The sequence below is a fragment of the Streptomyces halobius genome (assembly GCF_023277745.1).
In the GTDB taxonomy this organism is placed as follows: domain Bacteria; phylum Actinomycetota; class Actinomycetes; order Streptomycetales; family Streptomycetaceae; genus Streptomyces; species Streptomyces halobius.
In genome coordinates this window covers 8,292,604-8,311,397 of the sequence record NZ_CP086322.1, presented here as the reverse complement: position 1 = coordinate 8,311,397, position 18,794 = coordinate 8,292,604, and the positions used below count along the sequence as shown (strand labels likewise).

Genomic DNA, 18,794 nt, shown 5'->3' with positions numbered 1-18,794 from the left:
AGGGGGCGACGAGCCCCGCCGTGGCGGGCGTGCTCGCCGGGGCGGGCGTGGCGAGCCGCAGTCGGTTCCTGGTGGCGCCACCGCATCTCAGGCCCGCAGCCTGGTCCCCGGCCTGACTCCCGAACGGGCCCCCGACCGGGTCGGCGGCGGCAGGGCACCGGATCGCCGGGCCGTCCCTGTTCCCCCTGGACGGGACGGCTGTGCGCCCTATGCGAGTGAGCGGTATGCGAGTGAGCGGTATGCGAGGGGGCATCGACGGGTCTCCCCTAAGGGGAACGTCCCGGCGCCCCGTCGATGCGGGACTCCAGACGCTTGATCGCCTCTTTGAGCCCCTGGCGGTATTCGCCGTCGGCGAGGGCGTTGGCCCACGTGCGTGCCCGCAGCAGCTGGGCGCGAGCGTCGGCGGGCCGGTCGAGCCCGGCGTAATCGGCGGCGAGGTTGAGATGCAGTGCGGGGAAGAACGCCCGTAACGCGACGAGGGAGTGGCGCGGGCAGGGACTGTCGGCGACGTTGGTCGTGCCGAGGACGGGGCCGGTGTCCGCGGAACGCTCGGTCACAGAGCCCTCGGCCGCTTCCAGAGCCCGCAGGTCCCAGTCGAGTTCGTCGTGCGGGTCGTCCTGGGTGTCGGCGAGGTAGTGGGCGAGGGTGCAGCGATGGAACGCGTCGCCGTGCGGACCGATCTCGTGCCAGAGCTCCGAGAGACGATTGCGCGCCTCCTCCCGATCCCCGGCGCGATGCAAGATGATCGCCTGGCCGATCCGGGTCAGGACACCGCCCTCGGCTTCCTCGTCCCGCTGCCGTGCCTCGTGCTGCCGCTCCGCTCGCTGCTCCTCCGCCACCGCGCACTCCCGCGTTCGCTCGCCGCCCGGCTCCGGGCCCGCGGACCGTCCCGGCCGGGCCCCGGGCCTTCCCACGACGCTAACCGCCAGGGGAAGGCCCCGCGCGGTGTGCACGACGCACCCGGGCATGCGGCTCAGGCCAGGTCGGGGATGCGCCAGTCGATGGGGGCGTGGCCCTGCGCGGCGATGGCGGCGTTGATCTGGGTGAAGGGGCGGGACCCGAAGAACTTCCTCGCCGACAGCGGCGAGGGGTGCGCGCCCTGCACCACGGCATGGCGCTCCTCGTCGATCAGCGGCAGCTTCTTCTTCGCGTAGTTCCCCCAGAGGACGAAAACGGCCGGGTCGGGCCGGGCAGCGACGGCGCGGATCACCGCGTCGGTGACCTTCTCCCACCCCTTGCCCTTGTGCGAATTGGCCTCGCCCTCGCGGACCGTGAGGACGGCGTTCAGCAACAGCACGCCCTGCTTGGCCCAGGGCATCAGACAGCCGTTGTCCGGGAGCGGGTGGCCCAGCTCCTCCTTCATCTCCTTGTAGATGTTCCGCAGCGACGGCGGCGTCTTGACACCCGGCCGCACGGAGAAGCACAGGCCGTGTCCCTGCCCCGCGCCGTGATATGGGTCCTGGCCGAGGACCAGCACCTTCACCTGGTCGTAGGGCGTGGCTTCCAGGGCCGCGAAGACCTCCTCGCGGGGCGGGTAGACCGGCCCCTGGGCCCGCTCCCGCTCGACGAAGTCGGTGAGCTCCTTGAAATAGGGCTTCGCCAACTCCTCGCCGAGGACCCCGCGCCAGGATGCGGGCAGCATGTCGGTCACCACGTCAACAACCTCCGGTGTGCGTTGCGTTCTCAGTCCCAGAACTTACCGGCGACCACTGACAACGCCGTCCACGGGCCGAATCCGCCGGCCGGGACCGGGGCCCGGCCCGCTGTCCGCCCGCCCCGAAGCATGTCACGCGGTGTCGAGCCGGGCGCGCTGGTACGGATCCGGGTCCAGGTCGAGCGCCGCCAGGCTGCTGGACGGCCCGGAAGCCGGGCAGGCCGCGCGCAGCGGCGAGCTGCCGGGCTTCGGCGAGCTGCCACGTCGGGTGGTTGCTGCCCCCCGAGGGGGGCGACCCGGCCGTTCTTGACGAGTCCGGCCAGCGTCGCGACGGTCTCCTCCGAGGGGATGCCACGGTCCTCGACGTGCGCATGGTAGAGATCCGCCCGGTCGGTGCCCGGACACCGCAGACTGCTCCTGATCCCAGGAGGGCTGCCCGGCCCGGGCCCTCGGCGTTGGCGGGCCACTGGAGGGCCGCGGGCCCGGTCGGGCGCCGGCCCCGGTCGCCAGGACCGTACGGCCGGCGCGCCCCGACTGCGCGGCCAGCGGCCGACCGGCAGCTGGCTCTCGTCCCCGGTGGCGCCGGGCACCCAGAAGGCGGGGGCCTGGCCATCGGCTTGGCACCTGATCATGGGCTTGGCCTCTGCCCCATAGGCTTGGCGATTTCGCGCCGCTCCCCGTGGCCTGTGCCCGCCGCCCACCCGCACCTTTTTTTGGGGGGGGGGGTGGGCGGGTGTAGTACGTCGGCTTCCCCCACAGGAGCGGATGCGGCGTCACGGGGCGCTGCGGCGCCACGCAGCCGATGCGACGCCACGCGGCGCATGCCGCGCACAGGGGGCGGACGCGGCCCCACAGGCGCATGCCGCGCCACAGGGCGCATGCCACACCGCTTTGCCAGGGCGGGGCGGCGGGGCAGGGCGGCGGGGGCATGCGGCGGGGGCCGCGTCGTCAGACGGCCCGGTCCCCCATCAGACCCCAGCGTTGAGAAACAACCCCCCGTCCACCACCAGCGTCTGCCCGGTGATCCAGCCCGCGGCGTCGGACAGCAGGAACGCCGCCGCCCCGCCGATGTCCTCCGGGACGCCGAGCCGCGCCATCGGGTAACCGGCCGCCGCCTCCTCCTCGCGGTTCTCGTACAGCGCGGCCGCGAACTTGGTCTTCACCACGGCGGGGGCGATGGCGTTGACGCGGACCAGCGGCGCCAACTCGTGGGCGAACTGCAGCGTCAGGTTCACCATCGCCGCCTTGCTCACGCCGTACGCGCCGATGAAGGGCGAGGCATTGAGGCCGGCGATGGAGGCGATGTTGACGATCGCGCCGCCGTTCTCCTTCTGCCACGCGTGCCAGGTGCGCTGCGCGAAGCCGAGCGCCGAGAGGACGTTGGTCTCGAAGACCTTGCGCGCCACATTGAGATCGAGGTCGGCGATGGGGCCGAACACCGGGTTCGTACCGGCGTTGTTGACGAGGTAGTCGATGCGGCCGAAGGTCTCCATCGTGCGCTCGACGGCGACGGCCTGGTGCGCCTCGTCGTGTGCCTTGCCGGCGACGCCGAGCACCCGGTCCGCGCCGAGCTTGTCGACGGCCTCCTTGAGGGCGTCCTCGTTGCGGCCGGTGATGACGACCCGGTCGCCGCGGGCGACCAGTGCCTCGGCGATGCCGTGACCGATGCCCCGGCTGCCGCCGGTGACCAGCGCCACCTTGCCGGAGAGCTCGGGCCGCCCGCTGTCCTGTGCGGTCATGTTCGGTACTCCTGGAGTCGGTGGGGCGGTCAGTTGAGCGGTCCGCCGGCGACGTACATGACCTGGCCGGAGACAAAGCCGGCCGCGTCGCCGGTGAAGAAGGCGATGGCGTTGGCGATGTCCTCGGGGCGGCCGACGCGCTGTACCGGGATCTGGGTGGCGGCCGCGGCCTGGAACTCCTCGAAGCCCATGCCGACGCGCTCGGCGGTGGCCGCGGTCATATCGGTGACGATGAAGCCGGGGGCGACGGCGTTGGCGGTGACGCCGAACTTGCCGAGCTCGATGGCGAGGGTCTTGGTGAAGCCCTGCAGACCGGCCTTGGCGGCCGAGTAGTTGGCCTGGCCGCGGTTGCCGAGCGCCGAGCTGGACGAGAGGTTGACGATCCGGCCGAACTCGGCGTCCACCATGTGCTTCTGGCAGGCCCGCGACATCAGGAACGCGCCGCGCAGATGCACGTTCATGACGGTGTCCCAGTCGGTGTCGCTCATCTTGAACAGCAGGTTGTCGCGGAGCACGCCCGCGTTGTTCACCAGCACGGTCGGCGCACCGAGTTCGGCCGCGACCCGCGCCACCGCCGTCTCCACCTGCTCCGCGTCCGAGACGTCGCAGCCGACGGCGATGGCCTTGCCACCGGCCGCGGTGATCTTCTCGACGGTGTCCTTGCAGGCCGCCTCGTCGAGGTCGAGTACGGCGACGGCACGGCCCTCGGCGGCCAGGCGTACGGCGGTGGCCGCGCCGATGCCGCGGGCCGCGCCCGTCACGATGGCGACGCGCTGCTCGGTGGTGGACATGCGGGTTCTCCTCACCCTCGAAACCTCGAACCTCGAAATGTCGAAGCGTCGAAACCTCATCAAGCGGTCGTCGTCCCTCGTCCTGAAGGTGAGCAACCGCTTAGTCGCTTCAGCAGGGCTGACGCTAGAAGCCCGGCCATCCGCTGTCAACGCCCCACCGTCGCGCCGTCCCCCACCTCACCAGCTGCGGCGGGCCGGGACGTGGTGTGATCCCGCCCTCCGCCCCGGCCACCCCTGCCAGCTCTCCACTCGCGCCTCTGTCCGCTTTCTGCCCATGTCGCCCGATTTCCGCCCGCTCCACCCGATTTTCGACTCAGCGCACCAGCAGCTCCAGCAGCCGCTCCGCCTCCGCCGCGGGATCGGCGGTCAGCCCGGTGTGCACCGGCCCCGGCTGGACGATGGTGCTGCGCGGTGCGATCAGCCAGCGGAAACGGCGGCCCGCGTCATCCCCCGCGGCCTGTCCGGCCGCGGCGCCGCCATGGCAGATGCCCTCGACGGCGCAAAGCGCCGCCCGTACGCCCTCGACGTCGGCCGACGGGTCCAGGGCCAGCAGCCGGGCCTCGTCCAGATGTGTCCGGGCCTCGACAAAGCTCCGGGCACGGCAGTACACGACCACTCCGGCATTGATCATCTCGCCGCGCTCGACCCGCGGGACGACCTTCAGCAGGGCGTACTCGAAAACGTCCCGCCCGTTGTGCACACCGCTCATGCCGAAACCTCGCTCCGCTCGGCCCCGCATTCGCGAGGCGCGCACCTCTCGACGGCTCCCTCGCTGCGCTCACTCACGCCGAAACCTCGCTCCGCTCGGCCCCGCATTCGCAAGGCGCGCACCCCTTCCACAGCTCGCTCGCTGCACTCACTCACTGCACGGCCCTCCGCGGCAGCTTGTCCGCCAGCCAGGCCGGCGCCTGGGAGGGCTTGTCCTTGGTGGGCTCCCCGATGGTGATGCGGTCGCTGATCGTCCCGGCACGGGCCAGCAGCGTGGTCACGTACGCCCGGCGCAGCGCGTCGGGGGAATCAAAGCCGGGCTCGTCGACCAGCCATTCGTCGGGGACCTCGGCCGCGACGCCGGTCAGCAGCTCCTCGGTGATCCGCGGGGTGAACTCGGCGGCGGCCGCCGCGACATCCGGCGCGAAGGTGGCGAGGACATGGTCGGAGGCGTCGTAGGGCCGGACCGCGGCCTGCTCGGCGGTCGGCCAGTTGTGGTGCCAGATCATCGTGGCGCCGTGGTCGATCAGCCACAGTTCGCCGTGCCAGACCAGGGCGTTGGGGTTGCGCCAGGACCGGTCGACGTTGTTGATCAGCGCGTCGAACCACACCACGCGGCCCGCTCACGGGAGCTCACCTCGAAAGCGAGCGGGTCGAAGCCGAGCGACCCGGGGAGGTAGTCCATGCCCAGGTTCAGTCCGCCGCTGGCCTTCAGGAGCTCCTGGACCTCCTCGTCGGGCTCGCCGAGGCCGATCACGGGGTCGAGCTGCATCCGGACCAGATCCGGCACCCGCAGGCCGAGCCGGCGGCCCAGAAGGCCGCAGATGACCTCGGCGACCAGCGTCTTGCGCCCCTGTCCCGCGCCCGTGAACTTCATGATATAAGTGCCGAGATCGTCGGCCTCGACGATTCCCGGGAGCGATCCGCCCTCACGCAAGGGCGTGACATAGCGCGTCGCGATGACTTCGGTCAACATCCCCACAGGCTACGTGCCTGCGACGATCTCCCCCGCACCATTTTCGCCCGGTCCGGTACCGGCCCTTCGTGCTGCCCGCGTTCCGCGCAGGGCAGTACCTGACGTACAGCCGCAATGGCCCCTACCCGCCAGCCAGCCCCTGGAGGAACACACCTTGGACAGGAAGACCCTCAACTCCGACGGCTTTCCCCGTCAGTTCGCGCGCAGCCGCCGTTTCTCCCTCGGGGTGCCGAGACATTTCACGGTCTCCCCGGATGGTGACCGGTTTCTGTTTGTGCGTACGGGGTCGGGCACCGATCCCGTTGGACGGCTGTGGGAGTACGACTGCGGCACCGGGGAGGAACGGATACTGGCCGATCCGGCGCTCCTGGTGGGGGCCGGTTCCGGGGCGGTCCCCGAGGAGGAGCGGCAGCGGCGGGAGCGGGCCCGCGAGCGCTCCGAGGGCGTGGTGAGCTACGCGACGGACGACGCCGGCCGTCTCGTGGTCTTCGCGTTGTCCGGGGCCCTGTGGGCGGTGCGTACGGACGGGGGCGCGCCGTTCTCCGTCCCGGCGGCCGGGCCGGTGGTCGACCCCCGGCCCTCCCCCGATGGCCGGCATATCGCCTACGTGAGCCGCGGCTCCTGCCATGTCGTCGATCTGACCGGCACCGACCGGCAACTGGCCCGCGCGGAGGGGCCGGAGATCACTTACGGGCTCGCCGAGTACGCCGCCGCGGAGTCGATGGGCAGGCTGCGCGGCTACTGGTGGGCGCCGGACAGCCGTCGTCTCCTGGTGGCCAGGGCCGACATCACGGCCGTGGAACGGCGTTACATCGGCGATCCGGCCGATCCGACGAAGCCGCCCCGGGCGGTGCGCTATCCGGCGGCGGGCACCGCGAACGCGGAGGTCACCCTGTGGCTGCTCGGCCTTGAGGGGGAGCGCGTCGAGGTGGAGTGGGACCGGAAGGCGTACGAATACCTCGTCGACGCCGGGTGGGACGCGCACGGTCCCATGATCGCCGTACAGAGCCGTGACCAGCGCACCGTACGCACACTCACGGTCGACCCGGCCACCGGCGCCACCCAGGTGCTGCACGAGCGGACCGATCCCGCCTGGGTGGAGCTGGTGCCCGGCACCCCGACCCGTACCGCGTCCGGGGCGCTGGTGCTGCCCGAGGACGCGGGCGGCACCCGCTTCCTGACCGTCGGCGGGCTCCGGGTCACACCGAAGGGGCTCCAATTGGGCGAGGTCCTCGGGACGGCGGACGAACAGGTGCTCTTCACGGCGGGCGAGGACCCCACGGAGAGCCATGTGTGGCGCCATGAGCCCGGCCACGGCGTCCGTCGGCTGAGCCGCGCCCCGGGCCGGTACACGGGCGTGGAACGGGGCGGAACGGTCGTGCTGGACGGGGTGACGGAGCGGGGCCCTGAGGTGAGCGTGGTGCGGGCGGATCCGGATGGGGACGGCGGGGACGGCATCGGTGCCGGTGCCGGTGCCGGTGCCGGTGCGTCGTACGGTGTCATCGCCTCGCTCGCCGAAGAACCGGTGGTCGTCCCGCGTCCCGTCCATCTGACACTCGGTGAACGGGAGTTGCGCGGCGCCCTCTATCTCCCGTCGTGGCACCAGGAGGGCACGGAGAAGCTGCCGGTACTGCTCGACCCGTACAGCGGCCCGGGAATGCAGGTCGCCATACGGGCGCGCGCGTGGTTCACGTGTGTGTCGCAGTGGTTCGCGGAGCAGGGGTTCGCGGTGCTCGTCGCCGACGGGCGCGGGACTCCGGGGCGGGGGCCCGCCTGGGAGAAGGCCGTCCACGGCGACCTGCTCACGCCCGCCCTGGAGGACCAGGTGGACGCCCTGCGGGCCGCCGGTGCCCGCTTCCCCGACCTGGACCTGGCACGGGTGGCGATCCGCGGCTGGTCGTTCGGCGGGTTCCTGGCGGCGGCCGCCGTCCTGCACCGACCCGACGTCTTCCACGCGGCGGTCGCCGGGGCACCGCCCACCGACCAGCGGCTGTACGACACGCATTGGAAAGAGCGTTTTCTGGGCCACCCGGACGAGCAGCCGGAGAACTACGCGCGCTCCTCTCTGGTCGGTCACGGCCATCTGCTGCGCCGTCCGCTGCTGCTGGTCCACGGTCTCGCGGACGACAACGTGGCGGTCGCGCACACCTTGCGCTTCTCGGCGGAGCTGCTGGCCGCAGGCAGACCGCACAGCGTGCTGCCGCTGCCCGGTGCCACTCATGCACCGGCCGACGACGGGGTCAACGAGAACCTGCTGCGCGTACAACGGGACTTCCTGCGAGATGCGCTGGGCGGCTTCAAGGTCCCGGAGGAACGTACGTCCGGGGAGTGATTGAACGCGCGCCCCCGCGCATCCGTATGAACCGGTGCAGCGCGCTTGGCACACGGCGTGCAGGAAGCACGGTATGGCTGACGTACGGCAGAGGAGTCGCGTGACGACGTGGCCGTCTGCCGCAGCGCGCACCGAAGGCACCAGGAACCGGAGGCACACCATGGCTCGACAGGCACCATTGGAGCGGACCGGCGAGAGCGACGCGGCCACGGGAGCGGGCGGCGGAACGGCGCGGCGCACCGTGGTCGCGGCGGTCGGCGCGGCCGGGCTGACGGCGGCGCTGGCGGCGTGCGGCGGCGGCGCGGAGGTCGCGGACGGAGAGCAGCCGGCCGCCGCGGAAGCCGGCGGAGCGGGCGGCACCGGAGGGAACGGCGGCGACGGAGGTGCCACCGGGGGCACGGCGGGCGGCAGGAGCGGCCTGGCGAAGACTTCGGAGATCCCCAAGGGCGGCGGCAAGATCTTCAAGGCCGAGAAGGTCGTCGTCACACAGCCGCAGGACGGCGAGTTCAAGGCGTTCTCCGCGATCTGCACCCACGCGGGCTGCGTCGTCGGCGAGGTCTCCGGCGGCACCATCAACTGCATGTGCCATGGCAGCAGGTTCGACCTCACGGACGGCAGTGTGCGGGAGGGGCCCGCGACCAAGGGGTTGCCGGCGGCCAAGGTGAACGTCGAGGGCGGCTCGGTCATGCTCGGCTGACCGGTCACGCCCGGCCGGCCACCGCGAATCGGTGGCGAACCGGCCGGGCAGCGGCCCTCGCCGGGAGCGGCACCGCGCCGCCCCGCCCCGGGTCAGCGGGCGCGGCGCGGCCGTTTCCAGCAGGTCAGAACGGCATCGGTAGTCGTGACCGTGGCCACCAGAGCGAGGGTGTTGCGGACCATCGCGGGGGTGTAGTCGGCGGGCACCCCCGCGATGGCGTCCGCGGGCACCACGGCCGTGTAGCCGAGGTTGACCGCGTCGAACACCGCGTTGGGTACCGCCACATTCGCCGACACCCCGGTGACGATCAGTGTCCGGCATCCGACGTTGCGCAGCAGCGCGTCCACCTCGGTCCCGGCGATCGGCGAGAGCCCGTGCAGCCTGCGCACCACCAGGTCGTCCTCGGTGACCGGTATCGGGTCGGCGACGCGTACGGCGGTGGACCCGATCGTCTGCTGGACGGGCAGCCGCTCGGCCGCCTTGAAGAGGCGGGCGTTGTGGCTGGCGCCGCGACCGTCGGGACGGCGTTCGGCCACCGCGTGCAACACCTGGACACCGGCGTCGTGGGCGGCCGCGACCAGTCGGGCGACATTCGTCAGCGCCCCCGACTTGCGGGCCGCGTCGGCGAGTTCGGGCAGCGCGCTGTCGGGGCCGACCACGCCGCGCTGGCACTCGACGGTGAGCAGCACCGTCGAGGCCGGGTCCAGCTGCTCGAAGAGCCGTGGGTCCGAAGGCATCGCTTTCCTTCCGGCCTTTCCGTATGCGCTTCCCGTTCCAGCGTTTCCGTACGGGTCCCCATTCCGGCCTTTCCGTACGGGCCCCGTTCCGGCGGACCTGTTCGAGGCGCGCGAGAGTATCCGGCATTGCGCCCGGCGCGGAAGAGCCCCCACTGATTCCCCGAGGGTTATTCTGACAAAGCGTCAGTTGATGTCGGGTGACGGCCGTACGGCGGAGGGCGATAACGGATGACCGAGGCGCGAAGAACCGGCACACAGCGGCGCGGACGCCGGATCATGATGACGCCGGGCGAGCTCGACGCGTTCCTGACGGAGCAGCGGACCTGCCGGGTCGCCACGGTGGGCGGCGACGGCGCGCCGCACATCGGGGCACTGTGGTTCGCCTGGGACGGATCGGCGCTGTGGCTGTACTCGATCACCCGTAGCAAGCGGTGGGCGCAGCTGCGCAAGGACCCGCGGATCGCGGTGGTCGTCGACGACGGGCACGAGTACGGGGAGCTGCGCGGGGCCGAGCTGGCGGGGCGTGCGGCCTTCGTCGGGGAGGCGCCCCGGACGGGCGAGCCGTGCCCCGAACTGGACGCCCCGGAGCGACTGTTCGCTGCGAAGTACTTCGGGACGGACGCGATGCCGCACGACGGGCGGCACGCGTGGCTGCGGCTGACGCCGGATTCCGTCGCCTCGTGGGACTTCCGCAAGATCCCGGGGTGAGGGCGGGCGGGCACGGTGCGACGACGGCGGAAACCGTGTGGTCATCGGCGGTGACCGACGGTGGCTGGGGGCGACCTGGCAGGGGATTGCGCGGCGGCCGGACAGGGAATCGCGCCGCTGTCGGGCAGTGACCTGCCTCATCGGCTCGAAGCGATCGCGTCGCCGGTCACGGAGATCGCATTGTCAGTGGTCTCTGCGAGAGTGGTATCCGTCAGCTCGTTCCCCGCCGCCACGGCCGCGGGAACGGGGCAGCTCCGGCCGTGCCGGGCCGGGCGCCGACGAGGACGAAGGAGATCCGGTGAACGTGCTCTTCCCCGCTCTGTGGGACGCTTCGCCCGCACCCGCGCTGCGCTTCGGCGACCGCGCGCTCAGCTATCACCAACTGGCCGCGGTGGCGGGCCCGCTCGCCGACCGGATCGGCGGCCATACCCGCATCGCCATCTGGGCGACCCCGACGCTGGAGACCTCGGTCGGCGTGGTCGCCGCGCTGCTCGCGGGGGTGCCCGCGGTGCCGGTGAATCCGAAGATCGGCGAGAGCGAGCTGGCGCACATCGTGGCGGACAGCGCGCCGTCGCTCGTCCTCGCCGAGCCCGGCGCCGACCTTCCGGCCGGCCTCGCCGCGCTCCCCCGCGTCGACGTCGAGGCGGCCGAGCCCCCCGAGGAGTCCGAGCCGGTCGCGCTCCCGTACGAACCGGGCGACGAGGCACCGGCCCTGATCGTCTACACCTCCGGCACCACCGGTCCGCCCAAGGGCGTCGTCATCCCCCGGCGCGCCATCGCCCACACCCTCGACGCCCTGGCGGACGCCTGGCAGTGGACGGCCGACGACGTCCTCGTCCACGCCCTGCCGCTCTTCCACGTCCACGGCCTGATCCTCGGCGTCCTCGGCCCGCTGCGCCGCGGCGGCAGCGTCCACCATCTGAGGCGCTTCAGCACCGACGGCGTCGCCCGGGAACTGTCGGCGAACGGCACGATGCTGTTCGGTGTGCCGACGATGTACCACCGGCTGGCCGTCGAGGCGGGCCGGGACCCGGCGCTCGCCAAGGCGCTGTCCCGGGCCCGGCTGCTGGTCTCCGGTTCGGCCGCGCTGCCGCTGACCGATCATGAACGGATCGCGGCGGCCACCGGGCGGCGGGTGATCGAGCGCTACGGCATGACGGAAACGCTGATGAACACGAGCGTGCGGGCGGACGGCCCGGATGCCCCGGGGACCGTCGGCGTACCGCTGCCGGGGGTGTACGTCCGGCTCGTCGACGACACGGGCCAGGCCATCGAGAGCAGCGACGGCGAGACGGTGGGCGAGATCGAGGTCCGCGGCCCGAACCTCTTCGTCGAGTACCTCAACCGCCCCGATGCCACCGACGCGGCTTTCCAGGGCGGCTGGTTCCGCACCGGTGACATGGCGCTCCGCGACGCCCAGGGGAACTACCGCATCGTCGGCCGCAAGGCCACCGACCTGATCAAGAGCGGCGGCTACAAAATCGGCGCGGGCGAGATCGAGAACACGCTGCTGGCGCACCCCGGGGTCGCCGAGGCGGCCGTCACGGGCGAGCCGGACGAGGACCTCGGCGAGCGGATCGTCGCCTGGATCGTGGCCGACACCGGCCCGGACGCCGGACCGCCGCCCTCCGGCCAGGAGCTCGCCGACCACGTCGCCCACCAGCTCGCACCGCACAAACGACCACGCACCGTGCACTTCGTGGCGGCGCTGCCACGCAATGACATGGGCAAGATCCTGAAACGAGAGCTCCATGCCTGAGAGGGAAGGCGCTGCGCCTGACAGCCGGGGCCCGACGCGCGACGGCACACGCCCCGGGCGGGACGGCGGCAGCCCGGCGCGGGACGGCGAGAGCTCCGCGCGGGCCCGTGCGAGCAGCGCGCCGCACGCCGTGCGGGGCACGGCGCCCTGTCAGCGACTGACCGCCCGTCAGGCCATCGCGGCGGTGGCGGATACGTATACCGAACTGCCCACCCCCGACGGTCCCGGAGGGCGCCGCACCGCGCACCGGCCCGGTGGGGACAAGCCGGACGGCCCGCTCGGCTGGCCCGGCTACGACGCCTCCCGGGCACGCGCCCAGGCACGGACGGGCGAGGACGAGTCGGTGGTCACCGCCCTCGCCGCCATAGGCGGCGCCACAACCGTCCTCCTCTCCTTCGAGTTCGGCTACCTGGGCGGCTCCATCGGCGAACGCACCGGTGACCGCCTGGAGGCCGCGTACGGTCTGGCACGCGAGCGGGGCCTGCCCGTCGTGTCGCTGATCGCCACGGGCGGCAGCCGGATGCAGGAAGGTATGCGGGCGTTGACCCAGCTCCAGCGGGTGGCCGGGCAGTCCGCGCTGAACCGTGCCGCGGGGCTGCCGCAGATCGCCGTACTGCGCGATCCGACGACGGGTGGCGGCTGGGCGACGCTCGGCGCGGGCGCCGATGTGATCCTCGCCCTGCCCGGTGCACAGGTCGGCTTCGCGGGCTCGCGGGTACGCCCCGGCGATGCCGATCCCCACGCCTACTCGGCCGAGGGTCAGCTCGCGGCCGGCCACATCGACGCCGTCGTCCCGCCCGACGCCCTGCGCGCCACCCTGCGGCGATGGCTTCAACTGCTCGGCGGAGCAAGGGAGTCCGGGGCCGAAGCGGCTTCCGAGCCGGCGCCTCCCCCGTACGCGCTGGGCACGCACGATCTGCCGGAGAGTGGCTGGGATGCGGTGGCCGGCGCCCGTGATGCCCGGCGGCCGCGCGCCGAGGCGTATCTGCGTGCGTATTTCGACGACTGGGAGGAGCTCAGCGGCGACCGGTGCGGTGGCGTCGACCCCGGGATGCGCTGCGGCTTCGGCCATCGCGAGGGCCGGACCATCGCCTTCGCGGCCCAGTGCGGCACCGCCACCCGCCCGGCCGGGTTCCGTACCGCCGCCCGTCTCGTCCGCCTCGCGGACCGGATCGGGATACCGGTTCTCACCCTCGTGGACACCCCGGGTGCCGCCAATGACGCGGCGGCCGAACGTGCCGGCGCCGGTGCGGCCATCGCCGACGCGTTCGCCGCGCTCGCTACGGCCCGGGAACCGGTCACCTCCCTGCTCATAGGCGAGGGCGGTTCCGGAGGCGCGCTGGCCCTCGCCGCACCGGGCCGGCTCTGGGCGACGCCCGACAGCTATTTCTCCGTGATCGCCCCGGAACTGGCCGCCGCCATCCTCAAACGCGACGAACAGCAGGTGCGGGACACCGCAGACCAACTCCGCATCCGGCCACAAGACTTGCTGGAAATGGGAGTGGTTCGGGACATCGTTCCACCGGCCTGACGGATCCAAGGACGATCCGCCGATTGCGATCGGCCTGACGGGCGTGCTGGTCGAACCGGCCAGGCGGGCGTGACAGTTCGACGGGCCTGACGGGCGTGGCGGGCCGTCAGGGCAGGCGCCGGGCGCCGGGCGGACGGCGTCGGTCGCAGACGAGCGCCGCCGGCAGTCGGGCAGGTGATCAGCTACCGCCCGCGATGCGCTTCCCCGCTGCCCGGAGTGCGCCGACGGCGGCCCGGATCGACGGCCTGCGGTCGGCATCGGCGCGCCAGATGGCGTACACGTGACGGCGCATCGGATGACGTACGGGCACCACACTCACCCCTTCCGGCACCGGCCCACGACCAAGACGCGGGGCGACCGCGACCCCCAGCCCGGCGGCGATCAGCGCCAGTTGGGTGTTGTGCTCCTCCGCCATATGCGCGATGCGCGGCTCAACGCCCTTGCTGCGCAGCGTGAACATCAGCCAGTCGTGGCAGAACTCGCCCTGCGGCCAGGAGATCCACTCATCGTCCGCGAAATCCTCCAGCTCCACCGACCGCCGGTGCGCCAGCCGGTGGTCCGACGGCATCGCCACATCGGCCGGGTCGTCGAGGAGCGGGGCCTTCGCCAGCCCGTCGGGCAGCGACAGCGGCCGGTTGTACCAGTCGAGGACGACCGCGAGATCGATATCGCCGTGCACCACGCCCCGTACGGAATCCTCCGGTTCCAGCTCCGAGAGCCGCGCGCGGATCTGCGGGTGTTCGGCGCGAAGCGCGGCGAGCGCGGCCGGGAAGAGCCCGCGGGCCGCGGTGGGAAACGCACCCATCCGGAGCTCACCGACCGCCTGGCCGCGATGCGCCTCCAGGTCGGCCTGCGCCAGCTCGACCTGGGAGAGGATGCGCACCGCATGGTCGGCGAGCAGCCGTCCTGCGTCGGTCAGCCGCACCCCGCGCCCGTTCTTCGCCAGCAGTTGCTGTCCGGTCTCCCGCTCCAGCTTGGCGATCTGCTGCGAGACGGCCGAGGTCGTCACATGCAGTCCGTCGGCGGCCGCGCTCACCGAACCGTGGCGGGCGACCGCGCTCAGCGTCCGGAGGCGATCAAGGTTCAACACATAAGCAATGCTAAGCGATACCGGCCACAAAATCTCGCTTGTGCTACGAAGTACTGCCCCGCATCGTAGACGCCATGAGCACCACCACCGGCCCGTCCAACGCCACCGCACACAGCACGAACCCTCCGACCGTGAGCACCACGACCACCCCGACCAGCGCGACGACAGCCGCTATGGCCGCCGGCGCGGATGCTCCGGCCTCCCCCGCATCCGGGAGCCGCCCCGGCCGACGGCGGGCCCTCGCCTGGCCGGTCCGCTTCGCCGCCCTGTGCCTGGTCTGGGGCTTCAGCTTCCTGTTCATCAAGCTCGGCACCCACGCTTTCGCGCCGTTGCAAGTCACGCTGGGCCGGGTCGCATTCGGCGCGATGGTGCTGGCGACCATGCTGGTTATCAAGCGCGAGCGACTGCCGCGCTCCGCCCGTACCTGGGGCCACCTGGCAGTCGCCGCGTTCCTCCTCAACGCCCTCCCGTTCTCCCTCTTCGCGTACTCCGAACTGACGATCCCCTCCACACTGGCCGGCATCTGCAACGCCACCTCCCCGCTGTGGGGCATGGCGCTGTCGGTCGTCGCACTCTCCGAGGACCGCCCCACCCGGCGCCGCGTCGCGGGACTGGGGATCGGCTTCCTGGGCGTACTCACCGTGCTCGGCGCCTGGCAGGGCTTCGCCGGCACGGACCTGGCGGGCACCGCGATGGCCCTGGGCGCCTCGCTCTGCTACCCCATCGGCTGGATCTACGTGCGCCGCACCCTGGCGAGCGCCAAGCACTCCCACCTCTCCATGTCCAGCGCTCAGCTGATGCTGGCCACCCTCCAACTGGCCGTCGCGACACCCCTGTTCACGTCCCTTCCGGCCACCCTCCCGCTCGTCCCGCTACTCGCCGTCTTCGCGCTCGGCACGCTGGGCACCGGCTTCGCCTTCCTCCTGCAGTACGGCCTGGTCGCCGAGGTCGGCCCCACCAATGCCCAAATGGTCACCTACTTCATCCCGGTGATCGCCACCACCGCCGGTGTGGCGCTCCTGAACGAACCGCTGAGCTGGAACACGCCGGTCGGCGCCGTCATCGTCCTGGCCGGCGCCGCCCTCACCCAAAGCAAGCCCCGCCCCATGAGCCCCACCCCGACGACCTCGCGCACCAAGCTCCCGCGCACCGAGTTCCCGGGCACCAAGCTCCCAGGGGCCAAGCTCCCAGCCACGGCACCGTCCACGACCGCCCAGTCCACGTCTACGACGGTCCCGTGCACCACGGCCGAGCCCGGCGCCGACACGTAGACCACTCCAGGGGTGCGCAGCCAACTGGCCAACGGCGACGACACTTCACCGCCCTCTCCCTCACCCAGCCCCCATCCACCGAGTGCCCCCAATCGACCGTCACTGAGCCATCGCGGAAGGAGGCCCTGCCCCCGCCGACCGACTGCCCGACTCAGCTTGGCCCGACCTGGGGCCGCCCGACCGACCAGGCGCCGCACCCCACTTCAGCCCCCGCCACCCAGCTGCACAGCGCGGCCCCCACCCCCTCACTCATACCGTCGAGCCTCACCCACCCCCATCGCCGAAGTGACCGCATCTGCCATCGGCTCCATGTCATCTTGGGACAGGCCGGACACGGTGATCCGAACACCCGGTGGGGACTGCATACGGAAGCGCGCGCCAGGGGCCACCGCCCAGCCGGAGTGCAGGAGTCGGGCGACCGCACCCGTCTCGTCCGGGACCGGTACCCAGACGTTCATCCCACTGCGCCCGCGTGCGCGCACTCCGCGCTCCGCCAGCGCGCGTATCAGCCCTTCGCGCCGCCGGCCGTACTCCCCGGCGACCGCCGTCGGATCGACCGCGGATGTCCGCCACAAGTGCGCCACCGCGTCCTGAAGCAGATGACTGATCCAGCCGGGCCCGAGGCGCTGACGACCGCGCACCCGGTCCACCGTCACGGCGTCGCCGGTGAGCACCGCCAGGCGCAGGTCGGGACCGTACGCCTTGGCCGTCGAGCGCACCAGCACCCAATGGTCGGTGACACCGGCGAGCGGATGCAGCGGGAGATCGACGATGCCGTGGCCGTGGTCGTCCTCGATGAGGAGGACGCCGGGGTGGTCGGCGAGCAAGGTGCGCAGTTCGGTGGCGCGGGAGCGGGTGACGGCCGCTCCGGTGGGGTTCTGTGCCCGGTCGGTGACGACCACGGCCCGGACACCGTCCTGGAGTGTGCGCGCCAACTGCCCGGGCAGCGGCCCTTCGTCGTCCAGCCCGACCGGTGCGGCGCGCAGGCCGAGCGCGGGGATGAGGTCCAGCAGGCTGCCCCACCCCGGGTCCTCCACCGCGACGGTGTCACCGGGCCGGAGGTGTGCGGCCAGTACGCGCTCTATGGCGTCCAGTGAGCCGCTGGTGACGGCTATGGGGCCGTCCGGCACACCGTCGGTGGCGAAGGCCGAGCGGGCCAGTGCCGCGAGATCGTCATCGACGGCGGGCGCGCCGTAGAGCACGGGGCGGCTGGCGCTGCGCGCCGCGGCCTCGGCCAGCGCCCGCTCCAGCGGGGGAAGCAGGGCCGGGTCGGGGTTGCCGTCCGAGGCGTCCCGGAGTCCCGGCGGCACCTCTACCCGCAGCGCCTCCCGCGGAGTACTGGCGGGGCGCGGGCGCACCCGGCTGCCGCGCCGGCCGGCGGTTTCGATCACACCTCGGTCGCGCAGCGTGCGGTAGGCGGCCGCGACGGTGTTCGGATTGACCTCCAGATAGACGGCCAACTCCCTCAGCGGGGGCAGCACTTCGCCCGGTTGGAGGTCGCCCGCACCGACGGCTCGCTCGACACTGGCGGCAATCTCCGATGCACGCCGCCCTTCAATCCGATACTCTCCTAGCACAAACATGATTATGCACTAGTGCAATGGAGTTGGCAAGTGGTCGAGCGAGTCGAGCCGGCAGAGCAGGTCGAGCACATGACGCCGGCAGAGCAGACGCTGCGGCGAGAGCGCGTGCAGCGGGCAGAGCAGGGGGAGCGTGGGGACGGAGCGTGGGAATCGCCACGGACGTCGTCAGCGGCACCGGCGCAGCAATCGGAGAAGGAACCTGTGAAGGAATCAACGGAGGAATCAACGAACGAGATGGTGAAGGGGCCGGCAGAGGCGACAGACGACGGGACGCGCGAGGTGCACGAGTCGCACGAGGACGGGTCGCACGAGTCGTACAGGGCGCACGCGGCATACGCGGCCACCGATCGCACGATTCCCACCCGCGCCCGCCAGCGCGCCACCTACGACCGTGAAACAGTGCACGCGATTCTCGACGCGGGATACGTCTGCCACCTCGGCTTCGTGCGCGACGGCGCCCCCGTCGTCCTGCCCACGCTCTACGGCCGCGTCGGCGAGCGCCTCTACCTGCACGGTTCGACGGGCTCCCGCCCGCTGCGGACGGCCGGCGGGACGGCGGCCCCCGGCCTCGCGGTCTGTGTCACCGTCACCCACGTCGACGGTCTGGTCCTGGCCAGGTCCGCCTTCCATCACTCGCTCAACTACCGCAGCGTCGTGGTCCACGGCACCGCCCACCAGGTCACCGATCCGGCCGAGAAGACGACCGCGCTCGACGCGCTCGTCGACCAGGTCGTGCCGGGCCGCGCCGCGGACTCCCGGCCGGCCAACGCCAAGGAGCTGGCCGCCACCGCCGTGATCCGTCTCGACCTGCGTGAGGTCTCCGCCAAGATGCGCACCGGTGGCCCCAACGACGATCCGGAGGACCTCGCGCTGCCCTACTGGAGCGGCGTGCTGCCCGTGGCGCCCGTGTACGGCACCCCCATACCGTCCGACGACCTCGGTCCCGGCACCGCTCTCCCGGCGTACCTCTCCAGGATCGCCGCGTCCTCCGCACCCGCCGCGTCCTCCGCGCCTGCCACGTCCTCCGCACGCTCCCCGCTCTCCCCCGCCGCCGACGGTTGAGGCATCCCGGGCCGATCCACTGTGGACCCCTTCCGGCCCGACGGCAGCTCCATGCCCGGTTGGACGTGGGCACGGGGTGCCTGTGACGGGGAGCTGACTGCGGTCCGGTCCGCCCCGGAGGACTTCGCGGCGGATGCGTTCGAGCCTCCGGCCGGG

The 18,794-nt window shown here is 72.3% G+C and carries 15 protein-coding genes and 1 pseudogene; 7 read left to right on the top strand and 9 right to left on the bottom strand.

From position 1 onward, the window contains the following. Positions 1-266: 266 nt before the first annotated feature. The 6 genes and pseudogenes from K9S39_RS37700 to K9S39_RS37675 form a co-directional block, all read right to left on the bottom strand. Positions 267-839: a hypothetical protein gene (locus tag K9S39_RS37700; protein ID WP_406708082.1), complete on the bottom strand. Its 573-nt coding sequence runs from the start codon at positions 837-839 to the stop codon at positions 267-269. A gap of 134 nt (positions 840-973) precedes the next feature. After that, positions 974-1,642 (bottom strand): uracil-DNA glycosylase, encoded by a 669-nt coding sequence (locus tag K9S39_RS37695; RefSeq protein ID WP_248869141.1) that lies wholly within the window; start codon positions 1,640-1,642, stop codon positions 974-976. 980 nt (positions 1,643-2,622) lie between these two features. Then, positions 2,623-3,393: an SDR family oxidoreductase gene (locus K9S39_RS37690; RefSeq protein ID WP_248867795.1), complete on the bottom strand. Its 771-nt coding sequence runs from the start codon at positions 3,391-3,393 to the stop codon at positions 2,623-2,625. 29 nt (positions 3,394-3,422) lie between these two features. Next, positions 3,423-4,184: a 3-oxoacyl-ACP reductase FabG gene (fabG, locus tag K9S39_RS37685; protein ID WP_248867794.1), complete on the bottom strand. Its 762-nt coding sequence runs from the start codon at positions 4,182-4,184 to the stop codon at positions 3,423-3,425. 313 nt (positions 4,185-4,497) lie between these two features. After that, the gene (locus tag K9S39_RS37680; protein ID WP_248867793.1) at positions 4,498-4,893 is read right to left on the bottom strand and encodes a DUF3037 domain-containing protein; all 396 of its coding nucleotides are present in this window, start codon (positions 4,891-4,893) and stop codon (positions 4,498-4,500) included. A gap of 151 nt (positions 4,894-5,044) precedes the next feature. Beyond that, positions 5,045-5,868 (bottom strand): annotated as a pseudogene (locus tag K9S39_RS37675) (HipA family kinase). A 154-nt stretch (positions 5,869-6,022) separates the two neighbouring features. Here K9S39_RS37675 and K9S39_RS37670 point away from each other — a divergent pair. Beyond that, positions 6,023-8,200, top strand: coding sequence for a prolyl oligopeptidase family serine peptidase (locus tag K9S39_RS37670; RefSeq protein ID WP_248867792.1), 2,178 nt, complete (start codon positions 6,023-6,025; stop codon positions 8,198-8,200). A 160-nt stretch (positions 8,201-8,360) separates the two neighbouring features. After that, positions 8,361-8,897 (top strand): Rieske (2Fe-2S) protein, encoded by a 537-nt coding sequence (locus tag K9S39_RS37665; RefSeq protein ID WP_248867791.1) that lies wholly within the window; start codon positions 8,361-8,363, stop codon positions 8,895-8,897. A 92-nt stretch (positions 8,898-8,989) separates the two neighbouring features. Here the strand turns inward: K9S39_RS37665 and K9S39_RS37660 are convergent, their stop codons facing one another. Further along, positions 8,990-9,634, bottom strand: a complete 645-nt coding sequence (locus tag K9S39_RS37660; protein ID WP_248867790.1) for a cysteine hydrolase — start codon at positions 9,632-9,634, stop codon at positions 8,990-8,992. A 228-nt stretch (positions 9,635-9,862) separates the two neighbouring features. On the opposite strand from K9S39_RS37660, the gene K9S39_RS37655 reads away from it, so the two are divergent. The 3 genes from K9S39_RS37655 to K9S39_RS37645 all read left to right on the top strand — a co-directional run bounded on the left by K9S39_RS37655 (position 9,863) and on the right by K9S39_RS37645 (position 13,632). Beyond that, positions 9,863-10,342 (top strand): pyridoxamine 5'-phosphate oxidase family protein, encoded by a 480-nt coding sequence (locus K9S39_RS37655; RefSeq protein WP_248867789.1) that lies wholly within the window; start codon positions 9,863-9,865, stop codon positions 10,340-10,342. A gap of 298 nt (positions 10,343-10,640) precedes the next feature. Further along, positions 10,641-12,101: an acyl-CoA synthetase gene (locus K9S39_RS37650; RefSeq protein ID WP_248867788.1), complete on the top strand. Its 1,461-nt coding sequence runs from the start codon at positions 10,641-10,643 to the stop codon at positions 12,099-12,101. Then, a complete protein-coding gene (locus K9S39_RS37645) occupies positions 12,094-13,632 on the top strand; it encodes a carboxyl transferase domain-containing protein (protein ID WP_248867787.1) in 1,539 nt (512 codons plus the stop codon). The genes K9S39_RS37650 and K9S39_RS37645 overlap by 8 nt, the downstream gene beginning before the upstream one ends. A gap of 178 nt (positions 13,633-13,810) precedes the next feature. Here K9S39_RS37645 and K9S39_RS37640 read toward each other — a convergent pair whose 3' ends face one another. After that, a complete protein-coding gene (locus K9S39_RS37640; protein WP_248867786.1) occupies positions 13,811-14,722 on the bottom strand; it encodes a LysR family transcriptional regulator in 912 nt (303 codons plus the stop codon). Between the two features lie 74 nt (positions 14,723-14,796). Between K9S39_RS37640 and K9S39_RS37635 the strand changes: the two genes are divergently transcribed. Continuing rightward, positions 14,797-15,993 carry a DMT family transporter gene (locus K9S39_RS37635; protein ID WP_406708081.1) on the top strand — a complete coding sequence of 399 codons (1,197 nt, stop codon included), beginning with the start codon at positions 14,797-14,799 and terminating at the stop codon, positions 15,991-15,993. 245 nt (positions 15,994-16,238) lie between these two features. Here K9S39_RS37635 and K9S39_RS37630 read toward each other — a convergent pair whose 3' ends face one another. Next, on the bottom strand, positions 16,239-17,570 hold the full coding sequence (locus K9S39_RS37630) for an aminotransferase class I/II-fold pyridoxal phosphate-dependent enzyme (RefSeq protein ID WP_248867785.1): 1,332 nt from the start codon (positions 17,568-17,570) through the stop codon (positions 16,239-16,241). Between the two features lie 207 nt (positions 17,571-17,777). On the opposite strand from K9S39_RS37630, the gene K9S39_RS37625 reads away from it, so the two are divergent. Next, on the top strand, positions 17,778-18,638 hold the full coding sequence (locus tag K9S39_RS37625) for a pyridoxamine 5'-phosphate oxidase family protein (RefSeq protein WP_248867784.1): 861 nt from the start codon (positions 17,778-17,780) through the stop codon (positions 18,636-18,638). Positions 18,639-18,794: the final 156 nt, after the last annotated feature.